Annotated in this window: 21 protein-coding genes and 1 pseudogene; 11 read left to right on the top strand and 11 right to left on the bottom strand. The window is 62.1% G+C overall.

From position 1 onward, the window contains the following. The 7 genes from ACFE8X_RS13625 to grxD all read left to right on the top strand — a co-directional run. Window positions 1–1412 (top strand): AIR synthase-related protein (locus ACFE8X_RS13625; RefSeq protein WP_375452027.1); only part of this gene is annotated, 1412 nt, incomplete at its 5' end. Continuing rightward, window positions 1409–2170, top strand: coding sequence for a hypothetical protein (locus tag ACFE8X_RS13620; RefSeq protein WP_375452026.1), 762 nt, complete (start codon window positions 1409–1411; stop codon window positions 2168–2170). The genes ACFE8X_RS13625 and ACFE8X_RS13620, both read left to right, overlap by 4 nt. Window positions 2171–2295: 125 nt before the next feature. Further along, window positions 2296–2883, top strand: coding sequence for a hypothetical protein (locus ACFE8X_RS13615; protein ID WP_375452025.1), 588 nt, complete (start codon window positions 2296–2298; stop codon window positions 2881–2883). Window positions 2884–2963: 80 nt separating this feature from the next. Continuing rightward, on the top strand, window positions 2964–3197 hold the full coding sequence (locus ACFE8X_RS13610) for a BolA/IbaG family iron-sulfur metabolism protein (protein ID WP_375452024.1): 234 nt from the start codon (window positions 2964–2966) through the stop codon (window positions 3195–3197). Next, window positions 3197–3523 (top strand): DUF6665 family protein, encoded by a 327-nt coding sequence (locus ACFE8X_RS13605; protein WP_375452023.1) that lies wholly within the window; start codon window positions 3197–3199, stop codon window positions 3521–3523. The genes ACFE8X_RS13610 and ACFE8X_RS13605 overlap by 1 nt, the downstream gene beginning before the upstream one ends. Then, window positions 3520–4155, top strand: a complete 636-nt coding sequence (locus ACFE8X_RS13600) for an HAD family hydrolase (RefSeq protein WP_375452022.1) — start codon at window positions 3520–3522, stop codon at window positions 4153–4155. Before ACFE8X_RS13605 ends, ACFE8X_RS13600 begins: the two co-directional genes overlap by 4 nt. A 101-nt stretch (window positions 4156–4256) precedes the next feature. Next, entirely contained in the window at window positions 4257–4592 is a 336-nt protein-coding gene (gene grxD / locus ACFE8X_RS13595; RefSeq protein ID WP_375452021.1) for a Grx4 family monothiol glutaredoxin, read from the top strand. A gap of 48 nt (window positions 4593–4640) precedes the next feature. Here the strand turns inward: grxD and ACFE8X_RS13590 are convergent, their stop codons facing one another. Further along, a complete protein-coding gene (locus ACFE8X_RS13590) occupies window positions 4641–4928 on the bottom strand; it encodes a Dabb family protein (protein ID WP_375452020.1) in 288 nt (95 codons plus the stop codon). Between the two features lie 147 nt (window positions 4929–5075). Here ACFE8X_RS13590 and ACFE8X_RS13585 point away from each other — a divergent pair, with 147 nt between their 5' ends. Together ACFE8X_RS13585 and ACFE8X_RS13580 are read left to right on the top strand one after the other, a co-directional pair. Next, window positions 5076–6299 carry an MFS transporter gene (locus tag ACFE8X_RS13585; protein WP_375452019.1) on the top strand — a complete coding sequence of 408 codons (1224 nt, stop codon included), beginning with the start codon at window positions 5076–5078 and terminating at the stop codon, window positions 6297–6299. A 130-nt stretch (window positions 6300–6429) separates the two neighbouring features. After that, window positions 6430–7683, top strand: a complete 1254-nt coding sequence (locus tag ACFE8X_RS13580; protein WP_375452018.1) for a multidrug effflux MFS transporter — start codon at window positions 6430–6432, stop codon at window positions 7681–7683. A 2-nt stretch (window positions 7684–7685) separates the two neighbouring features. Here ACFE8X_RS13580 and ACFE8X_RS13575 read toward each other — a convergent pair whose 3' ends face one another. From ACFE8X_RS13575 to ACFE8X_RS13565, 3 genes are all read right to left on the bottom strand, one after another. Further along, window positions 7686–8309, bottom strand: a complete 624-nt coding sequence (locus tag ACFE8X_RS13575; protein ID WP_375452017.1) for an ATP-dependent Clp protease proteolytic subunit — start codon at window positions 8307–8309, stop codon at window positions 7686–7688. 105 nt (window positions 8310–8414) lie between these two features. After that, on the bottom strand, window positions 8415–8765 hold the full coding sequence (locus tag ACFE8X_RS13570) for an SRPBCC domain-containing protein (RefSeq protein WP_375452016.1): 351 nt from the start codon (window positions 8763–8765) through the stop codon (window positions 8415–8417). After that, window positions 8762–9076 carry an ArsR/SmtB family transcription factor gene (locus ACFE8X_RS13565; protein ID WP_375452015.1) on the bottom strand — a complete coding sequence of 105 codons (315 nt, stop codon included), beginning with the start codon at window positions 9074–9076 and terminating at the stop codon, window positions 8762–8764. Before ACFE8X_RS13565 ends, ACFE8X_RS13570 begins: the two co-directional genes overlap by 4 nt. 141 nt (window positions 9077–9217) lie before the next feature. On the opposite strand from ACFE8X_RS13565, the gene ACFE8X_RS13560 reads away from it, so the two are divergent. After that, window positions 9218–10444 (top strand): pyridoxal-phosphate-dependent aminotransferase family protein, encoded by a 1227-nt coding sequence (locus ACFE8X_RS13560; RefSeq protein ID WP_375452014.1) that lies wholly within the window; start codon window positions 9218–9220, stop codon window positions 10442–10444. On the opposite strand, the gene ACFE8X_RS13555 is transcribed toward ACFE8X_RS13560, so the two are convergent. Continuing rightward, entirely contained in the window at window positions 10434–11252 is an 819-nt protein-coding gene (locus tag ACFE8X_RS13555; protein ID WP_375452013.1) for an inositol monophosphatase family protein, read from the bottom strand. The genes ACFE8X_RS13560 and ACFE8X_RS13555 overlap by 11 nt on opposite strands. Continuing rightward, window positions 11249–12120 (bottom strand): annotated as a pseudogene (gene ttcA / locus ACFE8X_RS13550) (tRNA 2-thiocytidine(32) synthetase TtcA). The gene ACFE8X_RS13555 and the pseudogene ttcA overlap by 4 nt, the downstream one beginning before the upstream one ends. A gap of 168 nt (window positions 12121–12288) precedes the next feature. On the opposite strand from ttcA, the gene ACFE8X_RS13545 reads away from it, so the two are divergent. Further along, window positions 12289–13677, top strand: coding sequence for a peptide transporter (locus tag ACFE8X_RS13545; RefSeq protein WP_375452012.1), 1389 nt, complete (start codon window positions 12289–12291; stop codon window positions 13675–13677). A gap of 150 nt (window positions 13678–13827) precedes the next feature. On the opposite strand, the gene rpsD is transcribed toward ACFE8X_RS13545, so the two are convergent. The 5 genes from rpsD to ACFE8X_RS13520 form a co-directional block, all read right to left on the bottom strand. Next, a complete protein-coding gene (rpsD, locus tag ACFE8X_RS13540; protein ID WP_375452011.1) occupies window positions 13828–14445 on the bottom strand; it encodes a 30S ribosomal protein S4 in 618 nt (205 codons plus the stop codon). Window positions 14446–14619: 174 nt separating this feature from the next. Further along, window positions 14620–15858 carry an MFS transporter gene (locus tag ACFE8X_RS13535; protein ID WP_375452010.1) on the bottom strand — a complete coding sequence of 413 codons (1239 nt, stop codon included), beginning with the start codon at window positions 15856–15858 and terminating at the stop codon, window positions 14620–14622. A gap of 73 nt (window positions 15859–15931) precedes the next feature. Then, on the bottom strand, window positions 15932–16735 hold the full coding sequence (locus tag ACFE8X_RS13530; protein WP_375452009.1) for an RNA methyltransferase: 804 nt from the start codon (window positions 16733–16735) through the stop codon (window positions 15932–15934). 56 nt (window positions 16736–16791) lie between these two features. Next, on the bottom strand, window positions 16792–17352 hold the full coding sequence (locus ACFE8X_RS13525; protein ID WP_375452008.1) for a GNAT family N-acetyltransferase: 561 nt from the start codon (window positions 17350–17352) through the stop codon (window positions 16792–16794). 157 nt (window positions 17353–17509) lie between these two features. Continuing rightward, the gene (locus tag ACFE8X_RS13520; RefSeq protein WP_375452007.1) at window positions 17510–18091 is read right to left on the bottom strand and encodes a GNAT family N-acetyltransferase; all 582 of its coding nucleotides are present in this window, start codon (window positions 18089–18091) and stop codon (window positions 17510–17512) included. Window positions 18092–18164: the final 73 nt, after the last annotated feature.

The raw sequence follows: 18164 nt of genomic DNA, 5'->3' as shown, positions 1-18164 counted from the left end.
CGGGCCTCACCTGCTCGGCCGTGGAAATGGGCGCCAAGGGCGACCTCGGCATCGAACTGAACCTCGACATGGTTCCGGTCCGCGAAACCGCCATGACGCCCTACGAGATGATGCTGTCCGAAAGCCAGGAGCGCATGCTCATGGTCCTCCATCCCGAAAAGGAAGCCGAGGCCCGCGCCGTCTTCGTCAAGTGGGAACTCGATTTCGCCACCGTCGGCATCACCACCGACGATTTGCGCTTTCGCGTGATGTGGCAGGGGGAGGAAGTCGCCAACCTGCCGATCAAGGACCTTGGCGACGAAGCCCCCGAATATGACCGCCCCTGGGTCGAAGCCAAGAAATCCAGCATGCTGGCGCCAAACGACGTCCCGCAGATGGATGTCGCCGACGCCCTTCTTGCCCTGATCGGTGGTCACCAGATTGCTTCCCGCCGCTGGGTCTATGAGCAATACGACACCTTGATTCAGGCAAATTCCCTGCAGCGCCCCGGGGGCGATGCTGGCGTCATCCGCGTCGAGGGTCATCCCACCAAGGCGCTGGCTTTTACCTCCGACGTCAATCCGCGCTATTGCGAAGCCGACCCCTATGAAGGCGGCAAGCAGGCCGTCGCCGAAGCCTGGCGCAACCTGACCGCCACCGGCGCCGATCCCCTCGCCGCCACCGACAACCTCAACTTCGGCAATCCCGAACGTCCTGAAATCATGGGGCAATTGGTAGAGGCCATCAGCGGTATCGGCGACGCTTGCCGCGCGCTCGACTTCCCCATCGTTTCGGGCAATGTGTCGCTATATAACGAAACTAGCGGCAAAGGCATCCTGCCCACCCCCACCATTGGCGGCGTCGGCCTGCTGCCCGATTGGTCGCAGATGGCGCGCATCGGCTTTGCAGCGGAAAACCAGGTGATTCTCCTGGTCGGCTCGCCTGTCAACCGCGGCAGCCACCTCGCGCAATCGATCTACATGCGCGACCTGTTCGATCGCAAGGACGGCCCGCCGCCCCCAGTCGACCTCGCCCACGAGCGCCGCACCGGCGATTTCGTCCGCAAGCTGATCCGCTCGGGCGTGGCCACCGCCGTCCACGATCTCTCCGACGGCGGCCTCGCGTTGGGCCTGGCCGAAATGGCCATTGCTTCGGGCATCGGCGCCACCGTCACCGACATCACCAGCGCCGACCCGATCCCGCAATTCTTCGGCGAAGACCAGGGCCGCTACCTCGTCACCATCAATCTCGACCCGCAAGGCGAAGACATCGTCGCCCTCTGGGACGAAGCCAAATCCCTGGGCATCCACGCCCCTTGGATCGGCTCCACCGGCGGCGCCGACCTCATCCTCGGCGACGCCCGCCCGGTTCCCATTGCCGCCCTCAAAACCGCCCACGAGAACTGGTTCCCCACGTTCATGGCCGGCGAATGACCTCTTGGGCGCGGTTTTCTGCAAGTTTCGCGTCGCGCCTGCGCGCACGCTTGCACCTGAGCCTGTTCAAGACCGCGTATCTGCGCGCGTTAAGCGAGCTGCCCACGATAACGGGCCCCGCTATCGTGGTTGGCAGCGCCCCCAATCCGCACCCACCAAAGGGGCTGGACGACACCTGGTTCGTCATCAGCGTCAATGCCTCCCAGGTCACTGCCGAGCAGTTTGGTTTGCCTCGACCCAACCTCACGATCCTGCGCGACAATATTTTCTTTCGCGGCAATGTGTCCGTCCCCACCGAGATTCACGATGCGCTATGGGCTGCGCTGCGCGGCCGGCAAACCGCCCACGCTGTCGCCATCATGGGCAGCAGCGAGGACAAGGGCGCCACCGCGCAACTCGCCATCCATGACTACCGCGCCGACCGCGTCACCGAACTCGATCGCCACGTCCGTGGCGCGATCATCGTGGAAATGTCCGGCCTCTCTCTCGTCGGGCTCAGCGCGGGCATCTCGAACGGCATCTTCGCCGCCTTACTGGCGCTGAAGCAGGGCGCCAATCCGGTCGTCATGTCCGGCTTCTCGTTTGCGCCCGGCTGGCATTTCGCCAAGGATGTCGCCGTGCCGCGCGGCCATGTCCTGCCCGACCGGGCGGTCTGCAAAGCCATTGTCGAGCGCAAGCTGCCGGTTTTCGCCGCTGATCCCGATTTCGCCCGCGCCTCGGGCCTGCCGCTCTGGACCGGCCTCACCGCCCGACCATAGCCTGCCCTTGTATCGGCGATCGTGCCGCGCCATTCTGGTTCGCTAAATGCAGAGCCTGCCTTACGATCGCCGCTCTTTGGAGTGCTTTGGCTGCGTGGTGAACAATGGCTGCTACGGAGAGCGTGATGATCAATTGCCGGGCCATTCCCGCCTGTTTGCTGGCCACGATCGTGCTGCTGCCGACCATGGCTCTGGCGCAGAACAGTGTCAGCGTCACCCGCTCGATTTTGGCCGATCGCCCCTACACCCTGATTTACCCCGAGATCATGACGGCAGCGGGCGGCGGCCCCGAGCCGCTGACCATCAACCACCCCGACGCGCCGCTGCAATGCAATCTGGAAGTCGTCCCCACGGTCGAGGACACCGATTGGACCCCGGCAGGCGCATTGGCCGCGCTTGATGATGACGTGGTTGCCGCCGACTGGACCGAAACATTTCCCGGCTTCACCGTCGCCACCAAGGGCACGACCGCTTACCAGAGCGGCCCGGCACTGACCTATGACGGCCAGAGCACGGGATCGCCGATGGGCGTGCCCCTGACGATCGTGCACACCGAAACCGTGGATGCCGGCCACGGCTATGTTCTGGATTGCCTGTTCGCAACCACCGTCGCCGAACAGGCTCGCCCGATCGTCGATTTTATCATCGCCAATTTTTCCACCCGGTCCGATGCCGAATGCTGCGTCGGTGCGACCGTGGCGCCAACGCCATAGCCCGATATTGAAGCAATGTGGCGCCCATGCCATATCAGGGAGTGACGGCATCATTTTTGCCGGCAGCAGGAGAAGCGGCCATGCCCATGGAAGCCACCGAGATCGAGCGGCGCATCAAAGCCGCACTGCCCGACGCCGCCATCGAAATTCGCGACCTGGCCGGCGACGGCGACCATTGGGCTGCCACCGTCATCTCCGAGACTTTTCGCGGCAAGACCCGGGTGCAGCAGCACCAACTCGTCTATGCCGCACTGCAGGGCGATATGGGGGGCGCGCTCCATGCTTTGGCGCTGCAGACTGGCGTTCCGGACTGATGCCGTCGTCCCTGCGCGCGTCGCTTGATCTCATCGCCATGGTGCGTCCTGATGCCGGAACCGCCTCTATCGAACACGAGATCGTTGCCGAGCGGGCGTCCTCTCTCGGCGCCGCCGAACGGCAAGTGGCCACCGCACTTGCTGCCCTGGCCGCGGCCGGCACCGATCGCGATACTCGCCTGGCCACTGCCCGCAAACTGGTCTGGCAATATTTCGTGCAGCGCGAACTGGTCGGCTTCCGCCGCCACAATGATGTGATTCGGGACCTCAAGATTCCAGCCGAAGTGCTTGCCGGCCTCGGCGCAATGCCCATGGCACGAAAGTGACCCGCGCTGTCTTCTTCGACGTGGATGGCGTGCTGGTGCATGGCTATCACGCCAATCCGACGCGCATTCGGGCTTGGGACACCAATATGCTGGCCGATATGGGTATCGACCCGGACAAGTTTCGGCAGGATTTTGTCTTCGATATCTTCATCAAGAAGGTCATCATCGGGGAGACTTCCCTCATCGAGGCGCTGGAACGCCGCCTGCCTGCCCTAGGCTATCGCGGATCGCCAATGGCCTTTGCCCAATACTGGCTGACCATGGACAGCGTCCTCAACCAGCCATTGCTGGACATCGTCCGCCGGCTCAAACAGTCCGGCGACTGTCGGCTCTACATCGCCACCAACCAGGAACACCTGCGGGCCAGCTGGCTTTGGGGTCACTTGGGGCTGTCGGAACTGTTCGAGGACATTTTCTATTCGGCCCGCATCGGCGTCCAGAAGCCGGACCGCAAATATTTCGATTTCATCGAGCACCGCATCGGACCGCAATCCGAAGCGCCACTGTTTTTCGATGACTCGCCAAGGGTCATTGCCGGTGCACTGGCTCACGGCTGGGAAGCCGTGCAGTTCGAAACGGTCGACGACTGCGCCAATCACCCATGGATCGCCAAGCGCCTGTCTTGCAATTGAAGATCGGCAATTACCGATGATACCCTCGACAGCGCCTTACCGACGTCCTATTTATGGGCCAACGATGTCCAGCCACCTGGACCAAGCAAAGGCAGCGATCCATGACCGATATCAGCGCATTCATCGACGACAAGGTGAAGAACAACGACGTGTTCCTGTTCATGAAGGGCTCGCCTGATTTTCCGCAATGCGGCTTTTCCGGCCAGGTCGTACAGATTTTGAACTACCTTGGCCTCGACTATGGCAGCGCCAATGTGCTCGAAAGCACCGAACTGCGCGATGGCATCAAGGCCTATACCAACTGGCCGACCATACCCCAGCTCTACGTCAAGGGCGAGTTCGTCGGCGGTGCCGACATCGTGCGCGAGATGTTCCAGGCCGGCGAATTGCAGACGCACCTTGAAGGTGCCGGCATTGCGGTCAAGCAGACCGCCTGATTTCGGCACCAAACCTGCCAAAACACGCCGGGCCCGCGCCCGGCGTTTTCATTTGGCCGGAACGTCCGCCGAAAACCTGACGTTTCGCAGCGGCCGCACGCGCGCAGTGGCCTCGGCATAGGTCGGGTGCGCCTTATAGGCTGCCAGCGCCGCCGCATCGGCAAACTCGGCATAAACCACCACATCGATTTCGTTGGAAATCTGGTCCACCTTGGAATTGCGCGTCACTTCGAAATGGCTCGTATGCCCAATAGTCCCCAGCAACGCCAACCCCGCGCAGATCGCGTCGAGATCGTCCGGGGAATTGGCGGTGAAGAACACAATATGGCGGATCAAAATCTGGCTCCTGGCACGGCGGACTTGTCCGCGCGATTGACCCAAGCGTCAAGCCTCATCACCGCTGCTGATAGTTCCCATTCACCAAATGCGCTTTGCGACACGCCGCCGCAGGGGTAAACAGTCCGTCCCCGCAGGATGTTTCCCATGCCAGCCACCCCGCTTCGCCCCGCAGTTCCGTTGTTGTTGCTGATCATTGCCGGCTGCGCCATCGCGGCGATCGGCAACGGCGTCCGCACCAGCTTCGGCCTGTTTACCCTGCCCATGGTCACCGATCTTGGCCTGACGCGGGAAGGCTACGCCATGGCCATGGCCATCCAGAACCTGGCCTGGGGCATCGCCCAGCCCTTTGCCGGCAATTTTGCCGATCGTGTCGGCACCGGCCGCACTATCGCCTTGGGCGCGGCGATTTACGCTGCCGGCGTGATTCTGACCGCGCTCTCCCCTAGTGCCGGAATTCTCATCGTCACGGCCGGCATCATCACCGGCGTCGGTATCGCCATTTGCTCGTTCAGCGTGGTCATGGCCGCATTTGGCCGCTCCGTGGCGGCCGAAAAGCGCCCGATGATCTTTGGCATCGCCACCGCCGCATCCTCCTTTGGCCAGTTCGCCTTCGCCCCCATCAGCCAGGGCTTCATCAATGCCTTCGGCTGGCAGACCGCCTTGATCTACCTCGGCATGCTGCTGCTGCTCATCATCCCGCTGTCTTTCGCGCTGCGCGGCCGCACCGAAAGTGCGCCCGGCCAGGCCGATCTGCCCTTCATGCAAGCGCTGAGCCAGGCATGGGGCCACGGCTCCTATCGCCTGCTGGTCATCGGCTTTTTCGTTTGCGGGTTCCACCTGGCCTTCATCAACGTCCACATGCCCGCCTATCTGGTGCAATGCGGACTGTCGCCCGAAGTCGGCTCTTGGGCCATCGCCGTCATCGGCCTGTTCAATATTGCCGGCTCACTGCTTGCCGGCTATCTCGGCAGCCGCCTGCCCAAGCAACTGCTGCTCGCCACCATCTATTTTCTGCGCGCCATCGCCATCGCTGCGTTCCTGTTGGTTCCGGTTTCCGAGCTCACGGCCTACGCCTTTGCCGCCGCTATGGGCCTGCTCTGGCTTTCCACCGTGCCGCTCACCGCCGGTCTGGTCAGCCTGTTCTTCGGCCCGCGCTACATGGGCATGCTCTATGGCGTAGCGTTCTTTTCCCACCAGCTTGGCTCGTTCGTCGGTGTCTGGCTCGGTGGCTACGTCTTTGATGCCACGGGCTCCTATAGCCTGGTATGGTATCTCGGCATCCTGCTGGGCCTCGGCTCTGCGGCCATACACCTGCCCATCAACGAACGCGGCGCGTCTGCCTTTGCCGGCAAGCCCTTGCCGGCCTGACACAAGCCATTTTCGCAATGGAGCCATGAACCATCGGCTTTTGCCGATACTTGGCCTTGTCAAACCGGCATCACGGGTTCAAGGTCCAGCTATACCACCCGCCCTCCCCGGCGCCTTTTGAGATCCATTCATGTCCAGCCATTTCACGCGGGTCCTGTCCCGCCCAGAATTCATTGCCTTGATGGCCGCCCTGATGGCGCTCAATGCCCTTGCCATCGACGTCATGCTGCCGGCTCTGCCGTACATGGGCGAGGCCTTGGGCATCGCCAGCGAGAACGAGCGCCAGTTTGTCGTTACCGCCTACATGCTCGGGTTCGGTCTGGCGCAAATCGCCTTTGGTCCCCTGTCGGATCGTTTCGGCCGCCGCGCGCCCCTGCTGATCGGCATCGTGGTCTATATTCTGGCAGCGATCGCCGCCGTGTTTTCACCCAGTTTCGGCGTATTGCTGCTGTGTCGCTTCATCCAGGGGCTCGGCGCCGCTGGGACGCGCGTCATCGCAACCTCCATGGTGCGGGACCTCTATTCAGGCCGCGCCATGGCCGAAGTCATGTCATTGACCTTCATGGTGTTCATGGCCATTCCGATCATCGCCCCCGGCATTGGCCAGGTGCTGCTGCTGACCGGTCCATGGCAGTACATTTTTATCTTCATGGCAGGCCTGGCGACGATTTTTGGGCTATGGGGTTTCATCCGGCTGCCCGAAACCCTGGCACTGGGCAATCGCCGCCCCCTAACCTTTGCCGGCGTCATCGAGGGTTTCCGGCTTGTGGTGACCAACCGTGTCGCATTTTCCTATGGTCTGGCAGGCATGTTCCTGTTTGCCGCACTGTTCGGCTTCATTAGTTCGGCGCAACAGATTTACGTCGATATCTATCAGCTGGGGGTCTATTTCCCGCTCGCCTTTGCCGGAATTGCTGCGTTGATGGCAGTGTCTTCGTTCCTGAATTCGCGCATCGTCTCGCGTTTCGGCATGCGTCGCATTTCGCATTTTTCCGTGTTGATCTATACCGCCACTGCGGCCTTGCTGGTGGCGCTGAGCATGAGCGGATTCATGCCGCTCTGGCTGTTTTTCCCATTGCTGGCGATCATCATGTTCATGTTCGGCTGGTCCGCCTCCAACATGAATTCGCTGTCCATGGAACCGCTCGGCGCTGTCGCCGGCACTGCCTCCTCGGTTTTCGGCTCGATCCAGACCGTGGGCGGCGCAGTGATTGGTAGTTTCATCGGCCAGCAATTCAACGGCACCGTGGTGCCGGTCGCATTCGGCTATTTCAGCATGGGCGCCCTCGCTTTGATCTGCGTCCTGGTGGCCGAAAATGGCCGGCTGTTCGGCGTGGGCATCGAATACGCCCACACCGACATGAGCCAGCACGCAGCGCATTGATCTCAGTCGGGGCGGTTCGCCGCCTCGATCTCCCCACGATCGGCATAGACATGATCGACCAGGCCCCAGGCCTTGGCCTCCCCCGGCGTCATGAAATTATCCCGTTCCAACGCCGCCTCGACCTCCTCATAGCTGCGGCCGCAATGCTTGGAATACAGCTGGTGCATCCGGCGCTTCAACCGCATGCTTTCTTCGGCATGGATCATGATATCGGTCACCTTGCCCTGGTAGCCCCCGCTTGGCTGGTGCAGCATGATACTGGCATTGGGCAGGCAGACGCGGCTTCCAGCCGCCCCACCCATCAAAAGGAACGATCCCGCCGACATCGCCATGCCCATGCACAGCGTGCCAACCGGCGCCTTGATGAACTGCATGGTATCGTAGATCGCGAACGCCGCCGTCACTACGCCGCCCGGCGAGTTGATATACAGGCTGATCTCCTTGGCCGGATTTTCCGCCTCGAGAAACAAGAGCTGCGCGCAAATCAGCGCCGCCATATTGTCCTCGACCTCGCCGTTGAGGAAAATGATCCGCTCCCGCAACAGCCGCGAAAAGATATCGAACGAGCGTTCTCCCCGGCTGGATTGTTCCACCACCATGGGGACGAGTTGCATCATGTCACGCATCGGCGATCTCCGTTCAGAAACTGAGTTAAAAACACTGCTGTTGTGGGGTTCTGCTTCTTCCTTGGCGGAAGAAGCGGCCCAGACCCTGTGGGCCGACGATGGTTGCTAGGCAGCCATCCGCATCGGACCCTGGTTGGCGTTTGCCGCTACCGGTATGACCGTGGGTGCATGGGTAAGCCGGAACCACGTCCCGCCATCCCGCATCGGGGTGATCTCGAACGTCACCATGCTGTCTTGCGTCCCGACAATGGCGCCCTGCCCGCTTTCGCGCCACCGATAGGTCAGCGATCTGTTTTCTTCCGAAGTCACCACCGCCAGATCGATCCGCTCGGCACCGGCCTTTGCCGGCGTCAGCCAGCGCTCCAGATAATCCGGCACCGTCAGCGCCCGCCACACTTTATCCGGCGGTGCATCCAGCGCGCATTCGAAGACCAGCGCATCTTCCTGGCTCGTCATTGGTCCATCTCCTTGAGCACATCCTTGAGTGCATCGATCCGTTCGGGCCAGAAGGCCCGATAGCGCGCCAGCCAGGCGTGCAGCGGCGCCAGCCCGTCCGGCTCTACCCGGTAATGGGCAAAGCGTCCGTCGCGCCGTTCGCTGACCAGCCCCGCGCCGCGCAGCACCGCCAGATGCTGGCTCATGGCCGGTTGCGAAATGGCAAAGCCCTCCCGCAACTGGGTCGCGGTCATTTCTGTCCCCGCCAAGCGCTCGAGCATCGCCCGTCGCGTCGGGTCGGCCAGGACTTTGAAAATTTCTGCTTCACTCATGGCAACAGATAAGCACAGACTTATACGTTGTGCAAGCCGTTCTGTGAGGTCAATGCAGCCTCCATCGATGCGCGATTTGAACCGCCGTCGTTCCGCGCTACAGCTTGGCGGCATATCGGAATCACTATGGAGCAAATCGGCATGGCCTTTATCGCGGGGCGCACCTATCTAGCCATTCCCGGCCCGTCCGTGACGCCGGACCGCGTCCTCGCCGCCATGCACCGCGCCGCGCCCAACATCTACGAAGGCGAAATCGTCGATCTGACCCACGCCGTCATCCGCGATCTGAAACGGGTGGCGGTGACGACGCAGAACGTCGCGATCTACATCGCCAATGGCCACGGCGCCTGGGAGGCCGCCAATGCCAACATGTTCTCGCGCGGCGACCGCGCCCTGGTCGTCGCTACCGGCCGGTTCGGCCATGGCTGGGCCGACGCTGCCCGCCGCATGGGCATCGAGGTCGACCTGATCGACTTCGGCAAGAGCGCTCCCGCCGATCCCACCGGCATTGCTGATGCGCTCATGGCTGATACCGCCCACGCCATTCGCGCGGTGCTGGTCACCCATGTCGATACCGCCTCCACGGCGCGCAGCGATATCTCCGCGATTCGCGCGGCCATCGACGCGGCCGGTCATCCGGCACTCCTGGCGGTGGACGCCGTTGCCTCGCTCGCCTGCGACGAATTGCGAATGGATGAATGGGGCATCGATGTGCTTGTCGGCGCCAGCCAGAAAGGCCTGATGCTGCCCCCCGGCCTGGGGTTCCTGTGGTTTTCCGACAAGGCCTTGGAAGCCTCGAAAGGCGCCGATCTCGCCACGCCCTATTGGGACTGGAAGCCACGCGCCACCGGCGCGGAATTCTATCAATTCTTTGGCGGCACCGCACCGACGCATCACCTCTACGGCCTGCGCGAGTCGCTGAGCATGCTGCTCGATGAGGAAGGGTTGGATCAGGTCTGGCGCCGCCACGAAACCCTGGCCGGCGTAGTCTGGGCAGCATTCGAGGCTTGGGGTGCAGGCGGCAGTATTGGGCTCAACATGACCGACCCTGCAGCGCGGGGCCGCTCCGTAACGGCCGCCCGTATCGATGGCGGCGGCGCCGTCCGGCTGCGCCAATGGCTGGAAACCGAAGCCGGCGTCACTCTCGGCATTGGTTTGGGCATGGCCCAGGCCGGCGAACCGGCCTATGGCGATTTCCTGCGCGTCGCCCATATGGGCCACGTCAACGCCCACATGACCCTGGGTGTTCTCGCCACCATGCAGGCCGGCATGGACGCCCTCGGCATCCCTTACGGTTCTGGTGCTCTCGATGCGGCCGCTGCTGTTATCGGCGTACGGTCATCGCCCGCATCGCGGGCTAAACCGTAAACACTTCGCGCCGCAGCGTTTCCCAACTCTGCGCGTCGGAGGCCAGCAGCAGCCCGCCGCCACTATGTTCGGCGCGGTATGCCCGCCCGTCCAGCCGCGCCACATTCGCACCGGCCTCCGTGCAGATCAACGTGCCCGGCACGTGATCCCACGGCATCAGCTTGTTGAAAAAACAATAGTGCAGATGTCCACCTGCGGCCATTCGGTACTCGTGCCCGGCGCAGCGAAAGCTCGACGACACCCGCACCTTGGCCAGATTGGCTAACACCCCTGCGCGCTGCTCTCTGGGCAGATAGAATGGCGACGCCGTTCCCGCCATGTCCCCCAACGGCACGGCCTGGGCAAAATGCTGCCGCACGCTCGATCCGTCCGCTCGCCGCAGATACGCGCCGCTGCCCTTTTCGGCCAACACCCAATCGTCGCCCATCGGGTCATAGATGATGCCGGCCACGGTCTCGCCTTTGACCACCACGCCGGCCATCACCGCAAACAGCGGCACACCGGCGACGAAATTGGACGTGCCATCCACCGGATCGAGAAAGATCACGAGGTCCGCGTTCACCGAACGCTCCAGCAATGCCGGATCGGCGGACACCGCTTCCTCGCCCACCACCAGCGCCTCCGGCCACATCCGGTTGATGGCCGCGGTGATCACCCGCTCGGCCTCCTCGTCGGCCTCGGTGACGAGGTCGATCGCCTCGGTCTTCTGCCGCACCTGGCCGGCATCGAGCCGCCGGAAGCGCGGCAGAATCTCCGCATGAGCCGTTTCCCGTAACAGCTCGGCCGGCTTGGCAATATCCACGCTCACTCCGCCGCCCTCCGCTCGAGCAATCCCGCGAAATCAAACAGTTTGGGGTCGAGCAGGTGGCTGGCATTCACATTGCCCAGCGCTCGGATCATCACGTCCTTGCGCCCCGGCATCCGCTTCTCGATATCGTTGAGCATGGCCTTCATCGCATTGCGCTCCAGCCCGTCTTGGCTGCCGCACAGATCGCAGGGAATGATCGGAAAGGCCATGGCGTCGGCGAATTTCTGCAGATCGCCCTCGGCGCAATAGATCAGCGGTCGCAGCACCTCGACATCGCCCTCGTCGTTCAGCAGTCGCGGCGGCATTGCCGCGAGCTTGCCGCCATGAAACAGGTTCATGAAGAAGGTTTCGAGGCTATCCTCGCGATGATGCCCCAACACCAGGGCCGAACACTCCTCCTCGCGCGCGATGCGATAAAGGTTGCCTCGCCGCAGCCGCGAGCACAGCGAACAATAGGTCGCGCCGCCGGCAGCTTGTCGGTCACGATCGAATAGGTATCCTGGTATTCGATGCGGTGCGCGATCCCGAGGCCACCGAGAAACTCCGGCAGGATATGCTTGGGAAAATTGGGCTGGCCCTGGTCCAGATTGCACACCAGAAGGTCCACCGGCAGCAAGCCGCGCCATTGCAGATCAAGCAACAGCGCCAGCATGCCATAACTGTCCTTGCCACCCGACAATGCCACCAGCCAGCGTTCGCCCGCCCGCGCCATGGCGAATTTATCGATCGCCTCGCGCGTATTGCGGATCAACCGCTTGCGCAGCTTGTTGAACTCGACGCTGCGCGGCGCATGGGCATAAATCGGGTGCGCGCCGGTTTCGATGTCCGAGGGTTGGGAAGGCCGCTCGGCCAAGCCGCTGTCGCTCATTGATCGAAACTCCGGGTGGCTTGTTCCGTTGCTGATAGCGCCTGCCGGCCGACAGGGAAAGAGAAAGTGCCACCGAACCTTACGGCGAATTCATTCCACGCTGCTTGCTTATGCCGATTTGTGTCCGTTAGATGACTTCATTCTATCGACGCCCCAGGAGTCCGCCAGGTGTTCCGTTCCTTCTTTCCCGTGCCAAAAGTCTTTTTCCTGTCGGCAATCGGGTGGATGCTGTTTGCAACGCTGCTGTTTCAGGTGGTGGGCGATCCCATTCGCAGCGTCATCAGCATCGACCGTTTCCTGACACCCGCGATCTGTGCCCCGGGCGATATCCCTGCGGACCAGGCCACCGTTACCGACGATGCCCTGCCGGCGCCAACTGCCGGGGCAGCAATCACCGATCCAAATGCCCCGGCCACCACCGAGAGTGCGGCTCCGGCGGCCCAATCGGCGAACTGCGTTGCCGAGGATACCAATTTCCTCAACGGCGGCCGGGTTTGGGAGTACTGGTACATCCTGCTGTGCTCCGTAGCCTTTTGCGCGTTCTGGTACGTTTATCGACGCAACGAATGGTATTGGTGGTCGGTCGTGGGCAGCACGGCGCTATTGTTGATCACCTATGGTCAAGTCCAGCTCAGCGCATTTCTCAACGATTGGCAGGGCAATTTCTTCAACCTGCTGCAAAAAGCCCTGAGTGAACCAGGCTCGGTCACGCCGGGCGAATACTGGCCTTATGTCATTACCCTCATGGCGGTATTGCTTCCCAATATCATCTTCCTGGTTTTCGCCGCGTTCTTTACCTCGCACTACGTGTTTCGCTGGCGCAAGGCGATGAGCGCCTATTACATGAACTATTGGCCGCAGCTGCGCACCACCGAGGGTGCTGCCCAGCGTGTGCAGGAAGATACCATGCGCTTCTCCTCGATCGTCGAGGACCTGGGCACCAGCTTCATCTCGTCGCTGATGACGCTTGTCGTCTTCCTGCCCATCCTGTGGCGGCTGTCCCAAAGCGTCACCGAGGTGCCGATCATCGGTGCGGTTCCAGGCAGCCTGGTCTGGGTTGCGCTCGTCGTTTCGGCCTTCGGTACCGCCCTGCTCTGGATTGTCGGCATCAGGTTGCCGGGGCTGAACTTTGAAAACCAGAAGGTGGAAGCCGCCTTGCGCAAGGAGCTGGTATATGGCGAGGATGAGCCGAACCGCGCTGATCCCCCGACCTTCCGGACGCTCTTTGCCAACGTGCAGAAAAACTATTACCGGCTGTATTTCCACTACACGTACTTCAACCTGGCGCGCTACGCCTATCTCCAGGTTGCCGGCTACGTGCCGCTGCTGACGCTATCGCCTTCGATCCTCGCTGGCACGTTGACGCTCGGCATTTACCAGCAGGTACAGAACGCTTTTGGTGAAGTGGCGACGTCATTCCAATTCTTCGCTCGCGCATGGACCACGATCGTCGAACTGCAATCCATCTACATGCGTCTGCATCGTTTCGAGAGCTTCATCCCTCTTGACCAGGAACCGATCAATCCATCGGTTGCCGATGCTGCGACGCTCGCCTGAACGAGACAAAGGCGCTTCCGGCACGGCTATTTTCGTTCATCGCCAAGAAAAAGGCCGCCAGTCTGGCGGCCTTTCCAATTCTGAAGTACCGGAAAACCGGAAGCGCGGAAACCGCTTCAGATTGGTCGCCGGAACAACTTTAGGCGGATTCTACCGCGAATAAAATTCCACGACCAGGTTCGGCTCCATCTGTACCGGATACGGCACGTCCGACAAGGCGGGGACGCGCACGAAGGTCGCGCTCATCTTGTTGTGGTCGGTTTCGACATATTCGGGCACGTCGCGCTCGGCCAGTTGGGTGGCCTCGATCAACACGGCAAGTTGCTTGGAGCGCTCGCGCACTTCGATCTTGTCGCCAACCTTGACCTGATAGGACGGAATGTTGACGCGCTTGCCATTGACCAGGATATGGCCATGGGAAACGAACTGGCGGGCAGCAAACACCGTCGCCACGAACTTGGCGCGATAGACGATCGCATCGAGCCGGCTCTCGAGCAAGCCGATCAGGTTCTCGCCGGTGTCGCCCTTGACGCGCGCGGCTTCCGAGTAAAGGCGCTTGAACGCCTTTTCGGTGATCGAGCCGTAATAGCCCTTGAGCTTCTGCTTGGCCCGAAGCTGCAGGCCGTAGTCAGACAGCTTGCCCTTGCGGCGCTGACCGTGCTGGCCAGGGCCATAGGCGCGGGCATTGAGCGGGCTCTTGGGCCGGCCCCAGATATTTTCGCCGAGACGGCGATCGATTTTATGCTTGACTGAACTGCGCTTCGACATCGCGTATCCTTTTCAAAAGTCGAAATATGGATCGCGCCCTCCTCTGCTCTCCTCGCGGAAAGCCGACAGACCCCAAATAGAACAGGAGATCCCGGGTGCGCCTAAAGGCTCGAAAGCCACTATAGGTGGGCGCGTGATAAATGTGACGGCAACAGAAGTCAAGCGGCGCGGGCGTTACACCATTTTCTTGTCGAGCGACTTCTGCTCTCGCAATCCGGGAAATGCCCGGCTCCAGACAATGGCGACGAGCATGGCGCCAAAGCCGCCGATGACTACCGCCGGCACCGGACCCAAGAGCGACGCCACCGTACCCGCCCGGAACTCGCCCAATTCATTCGAGGCGCCGATAAAGACGCTGTTGACCGCATTGACCCGTCCACGCACCTCTTCGGGCGTCCACAACTGCATGATGGTCTCGCGAATCGTAACGCTGACCATGTCGGATGCGCCCACCAGCGCCAGCGCCGGGATCGACACCCACACCGAGGTCGAAAAGCCGAAGATCACCGTGAAGGCGCCAAAGAGCCCCACGAACAGGAACAGCACCTTACCCGCATTGTCGCGGATGGGAAACCGCGTCAGGAACAAGGCCATGACAATCGCGCCGATTCCCGGGCCGGCCCGCAAGAGGCCCAGTTCCTGCGGCCCGGCATGCAGGATATCCTTGGCATAAATCGGCAGCAGCGCCACTGCGCCGCCCATCAGCACCGCGAACATGTCCAGCGAGATTGCGCCGAGCACCACCTTGTTGGAGAAGATGTAGCGGAAGCCGGCGAGCATGGTGTCGATGCTCGTCGCCTGATGGGACGAGCGTTGCTGCGGCTTGGGGATCAGGATCACGAACACCATGGCGATGCCCAGCAGCACCGCGCCGGTGCCGAACGCCACCGCGGGCACGATGCCATAGAGCAGGCCACCAGCGGCCGGCCCCATGATCGAGGCGAACTGCCAGGCCGAGGCATTGACGGTAATCGCATTGGCCAAGGCCTGCGGCGGCACCAGGTTCGGCGCCAGCGATTGGGCTGCCGGCCCCCAAAATGCCCGTGCCGTGCCGAGCGCGACCAGGATGGCGAAAATCGGCCAGACTTCATGCGCCCGCGCATTGGAAAACGCGAGGAACCCCAGAGCACACAGCAGCTCGACCCCAAGGCAGCAAGCCATGATCAGCCGGCGGTTGAAACGGTCCGCCGCCATTCCGGTCAACAGCAACAGCACCAGCGCCGGCAGGAACAGTGACAGCCCCACCAACCCCAAGAGGAACGCGCTGCCCGTCACATCATAGATCTGCCAGGCGATGGAGACCGCCATGATTTGTACCGCAAAGCTCACGAAAAGCGTCGTCAGCCAGAAAAATCGGAAGCCGATATAGGAAAAAGCCAATTGGCTTCGGTCTGCGGGGGTGGGCGTGCTCATGGCCTTGCCCATGCCATGCCACCGTGGCGCAGTCAAAGGCAGAACGGCTTAAATCCGTCCTGCGCAGCATTTTTCAGGTTTTGTCGCCAGCCGGCTTCTGCCGGTTCGGATTGGGTCGCTCGTGCTTGCGCTCGATCGAGGAAATCACCCCGCGCAAGGTTCGGATTTCCTGGCTGGTGAACTGTCCACGCGCCAGCATGGTCCGCAGATTGTTGATCACTGTGGGCCGCTTGTCCGGTGCGGTGAAAAATCCCGAGCGGTCCAGCGTGCTTTCCAGGTGCCCGAACAGACCGACCAGTTCCTCGCGTGGCGCCACCGGCGCCATGCTGTCGCCGAACGGCAAGGCCGTGCCCGCCGCGCTGTGCCGCCGCCATTCATAGGCCAGCAGCAACACGGCTTGCGCGATATTGAGCGATGCGAAGGCCGGCTCGACCGGCAGGGTGACAATGGCATCCGCCAGCGCCACCTCCTCGTTCAGCAAGCCCCAGCGTTCACGCCCGAACAACAGGCCGGCGCCCGCGCCGCCACCGATATGCGCGGCCAGCCGCGTGGCCGCCTCGTCAGGACCAAACACGGTCTTTTGCAGATCACGCGAGCGCGCCGTGGTGGCGTAAACCAGTGTTAGGTCGGCAATTGCCGCCTCCAGCGTTTCAAAGACACGCACACGTTCCAGGACATGGTCGGCACGCGAGGCGGCATTGATCGCCTTTTCATTCGGCCAGCCGTCGCGCGGTCGCACCAGGCGCAAATCCCACAGCCCGAAATTGGCCATGGCCCGCGCCGCCGTGCCGATGTTTTCGCCCAACTGGGGCTCGCACAATATGATTGCCGGCCCCGGCGCCAGAACGATTTCGATGGATGAATCGGTGCCCGCCATGTCGCCTCGCTCTTTGGATCGAGGCGACTTATCCCATTTGCCCGCTCAGTTGCAAATCAGGCGACGCGATGGCGCGGCGGCAATTCCTTGATCTTGCTCGAGCGCTGCCATTCCCGGTCCAGGATGGCGAAGTGCAGCTCTTCGTCCCATTCACCCTGAAACAAGGCGTGTTCGCGGTAATGGGCCTCGAGCCGCATCCCCATTTGCTGCAGCAGCTTGATCGAATGATGGTTGCGCCCGTCGCAGCGCGTGAAGATGCGGTGAATGCGGTAATGGTCGAACGCCAGGTCGAGCAGCGCGGATATCGCCTCGCTAACGAAGCCCTGGCCCGAAAAAGCCGGATTGATCACGAAGCGGATCTCCCCCTGCCCGGCAGTCGCGTCTGACCAATGCAGCGACACATGACCTAGAACCTGCTTGTCGCCCTTGCGCACCATGGCCAGCGTCAGCGTATCGCCCGGGCGCTGCAAGTTGACGTGTCCGCGCATGATGTTGAGCGCCGCCGCCACTTCACTTGCATCGCGCGTCCGGCTGAAGACATAGCGCTGCACCGTTGGTAGCACATGGTAAGCCGCGACGCTGTCGAGGTCGCTCCGCTCGAATGTGCGAAGAACCAATCGATCGGTTTGCACTGGTAAAACTGTTGATGACATGATGGCACGATCCTCCCGCAAAAACCGTTGCAAGCCCACGCTATAAACGCTGCGCTGGACTCCGAAGTTCCTGCTGTGGCTGGAATAATATGCCTTTCAGCCTGCCGGATTTTCGCCCAAATTAGGGTTGCGGCACCGGCTTTGGTCGGCCCAGCCATTCGCGGCGCAGGATGGCATAGATGAATTCCTCGTCCCATTCACCCTTGACGATGGTGTGCTCCCGAAAATGCGCTTCCCGCCGCATGCCGAGCCGCTCCATCAACCGCGATGACGCCAGATTGCGTGCATCGCATCGTGCCACGGCCCGGTGCATGTCCCCGGGCCCGAATGCGAGGTCGAGCAGCGCCCGCGCTGCCTCGGTCGCGAAGCCCTTGCCATGGTGTAGCGGGCTGAAAATCCAGCCCAGCTCGCACTGCCGCGCCTCGACGCTGCGCCAGATCAGGGACACTTCTCCAACCAGCTCGCCGCTGGCACGCTCGTCTACCGCCAGGATAATCTTGTCGTCCGTGGTTTCCAGCGCCACCTGCCCCGTGCGCTGCTGCACTGCGAGCGCGCATTCCTCGCGGCTGAGTGCGACATCGAACAGATAGCGCGCCACATCCTCGCGCCGGCGATAGGCGAACACGGCATCCACATCGCCCCGCGTGAACGGCCGCAACCGTAGCCGGTCGGTCAGCACCGGAAAGTCTGGATACAGCGCCATGCCCGGCCCTCATTGCTCGGGCGCACTTTTGCCACCGTCGCCGGCAATTGCAAGGGTAGCGTATGGCGCGCGT

The sequence above is a fragment of the uncultured Devosia sp. genome (genome assembly GCF_964244875.1).
Taxonomy (GTDB): domain Bacteria; phylum Pseudomonadota; class Alphaproteobacteria; order Rhizobiales; family Devosiaceae; genus Devosia.
The sequence above is the reverse complement of the archived record's forward strand: the minus strand, read 5'-3'. Positions and strand labels throughout refer to the sequence as shown.

Excerpts from the sequence above, each read along its gene's own strand:
- ACFE8X_RS13620 (WP_375452026.1), top strand. The coding sequence starts at position 1,409 with ATGACCTCTTGGGCGCGGTTTTCTGCAAGTTTCGCGTCGCGCCTGCGC.
- ACFE8X_RS13615 (WP_375452025.1), top strand. The coding sequence starts at position 2,296 with ATGATCAATTGCCGGGCCATTCCCGCCTGTTTGCTGGCCACGATCGTG.
- ACFE8X_RS13610 (WP_375452024.1), top strand. The coding sequence starts at position 2,964 with ATGCCCATGGAAGCCACCGAGATCGAGCGGCGCATCAAAGCCGCACTG.
- ACFE8X_RS13605 (WP_375452023.1), top strand. The coding sequence starts at position 3,197 with ATGCCGTCGTCCCTGCGCGCGTCGCTTGATCTCATCGCCATGGTGCGT.
- grxD (WP_375452021.1), top strand. The coding sequence starts at position 4,257 with ATGACCGATATCAGCGCATTCATCGACGACAAGGTGAAGAACAACGAC.
- ACFE8X_RS13585 (WP_375452019.1), top strand. The coding sequence starts at position 5,076 with ATGCCAGCCACCCCGCTTCGCCCCGCAGTTCCGTTGTTGTTGCTGATC.
- ACFE8X_RS13580 (WP_375452018.1), top strand. The coding sequence starts at position 6,430 with ATGTCCAGCCATTTCACGCGGGTCCTGTCCCGCCCAGAATTCATTGCC.
- ACFE8X_RS13575 (WP_375452017.1), bottom strand. The coding sequence starts at position 8,309 with ATGCGTGACATGATGCAACTCGTCCCCATGGTGGTGGAACAATCCAGC.
- ACFE8X_RS13570 (WP_375452016.1), bottom strand. The coding sequence starts at position 8,765 with ATGACGAGCCAGGAAGATGCGCTGGTCTTCGAATGCGCGCTGGATGCA.
- ACFE8X_RS13565 (WP_375452015.1), bottom strand. The coding sequence starts at position 9,076 with ATGAGTGAAGCAGAAATTTTCAAAGTCCTGGCCGACCCGACGCGACGG.
- ACFE8X_RS13560 (WP_375452014.1), top strand. The coding sequence starts at position 9,218 with ATGGCCTTTATCGCGGGGCGCACCTATCTAGCCATTCCCGGCCCGTCC.
- rpsD (WP_375452011.1), bottom strand. The coding sequence starts at position 14,445 with ATGTCGAAGCGCAGTTCAGTCAAGCATAAAATCGATCGCCGTCTCGGC.
- ACFE8X_RS13535 (WP_375452010.1), bottom strand. The coding sequence starts at position 15,858 with ATGAGCACGCCCACCCCCGCAGACCGAAGCCAATTGGCTTTTTCCTAT.
- ACFE8X_RS13530 (WP_375452009.1), bottom strand. The coding sequence starts at position 16,735 with ATGGCGGGCACCGATTCATCCATCGAAATCGTTCTGGCGCCGGGGCCG.
- ACFE8X_RS13520 (WP_375452007.1), bottom strand. The coding sequence starts at position 18,091 with ATGGCGCTGTATCCAGACTTTCCGGTGCTGACCGACCGGCTACGGTTG.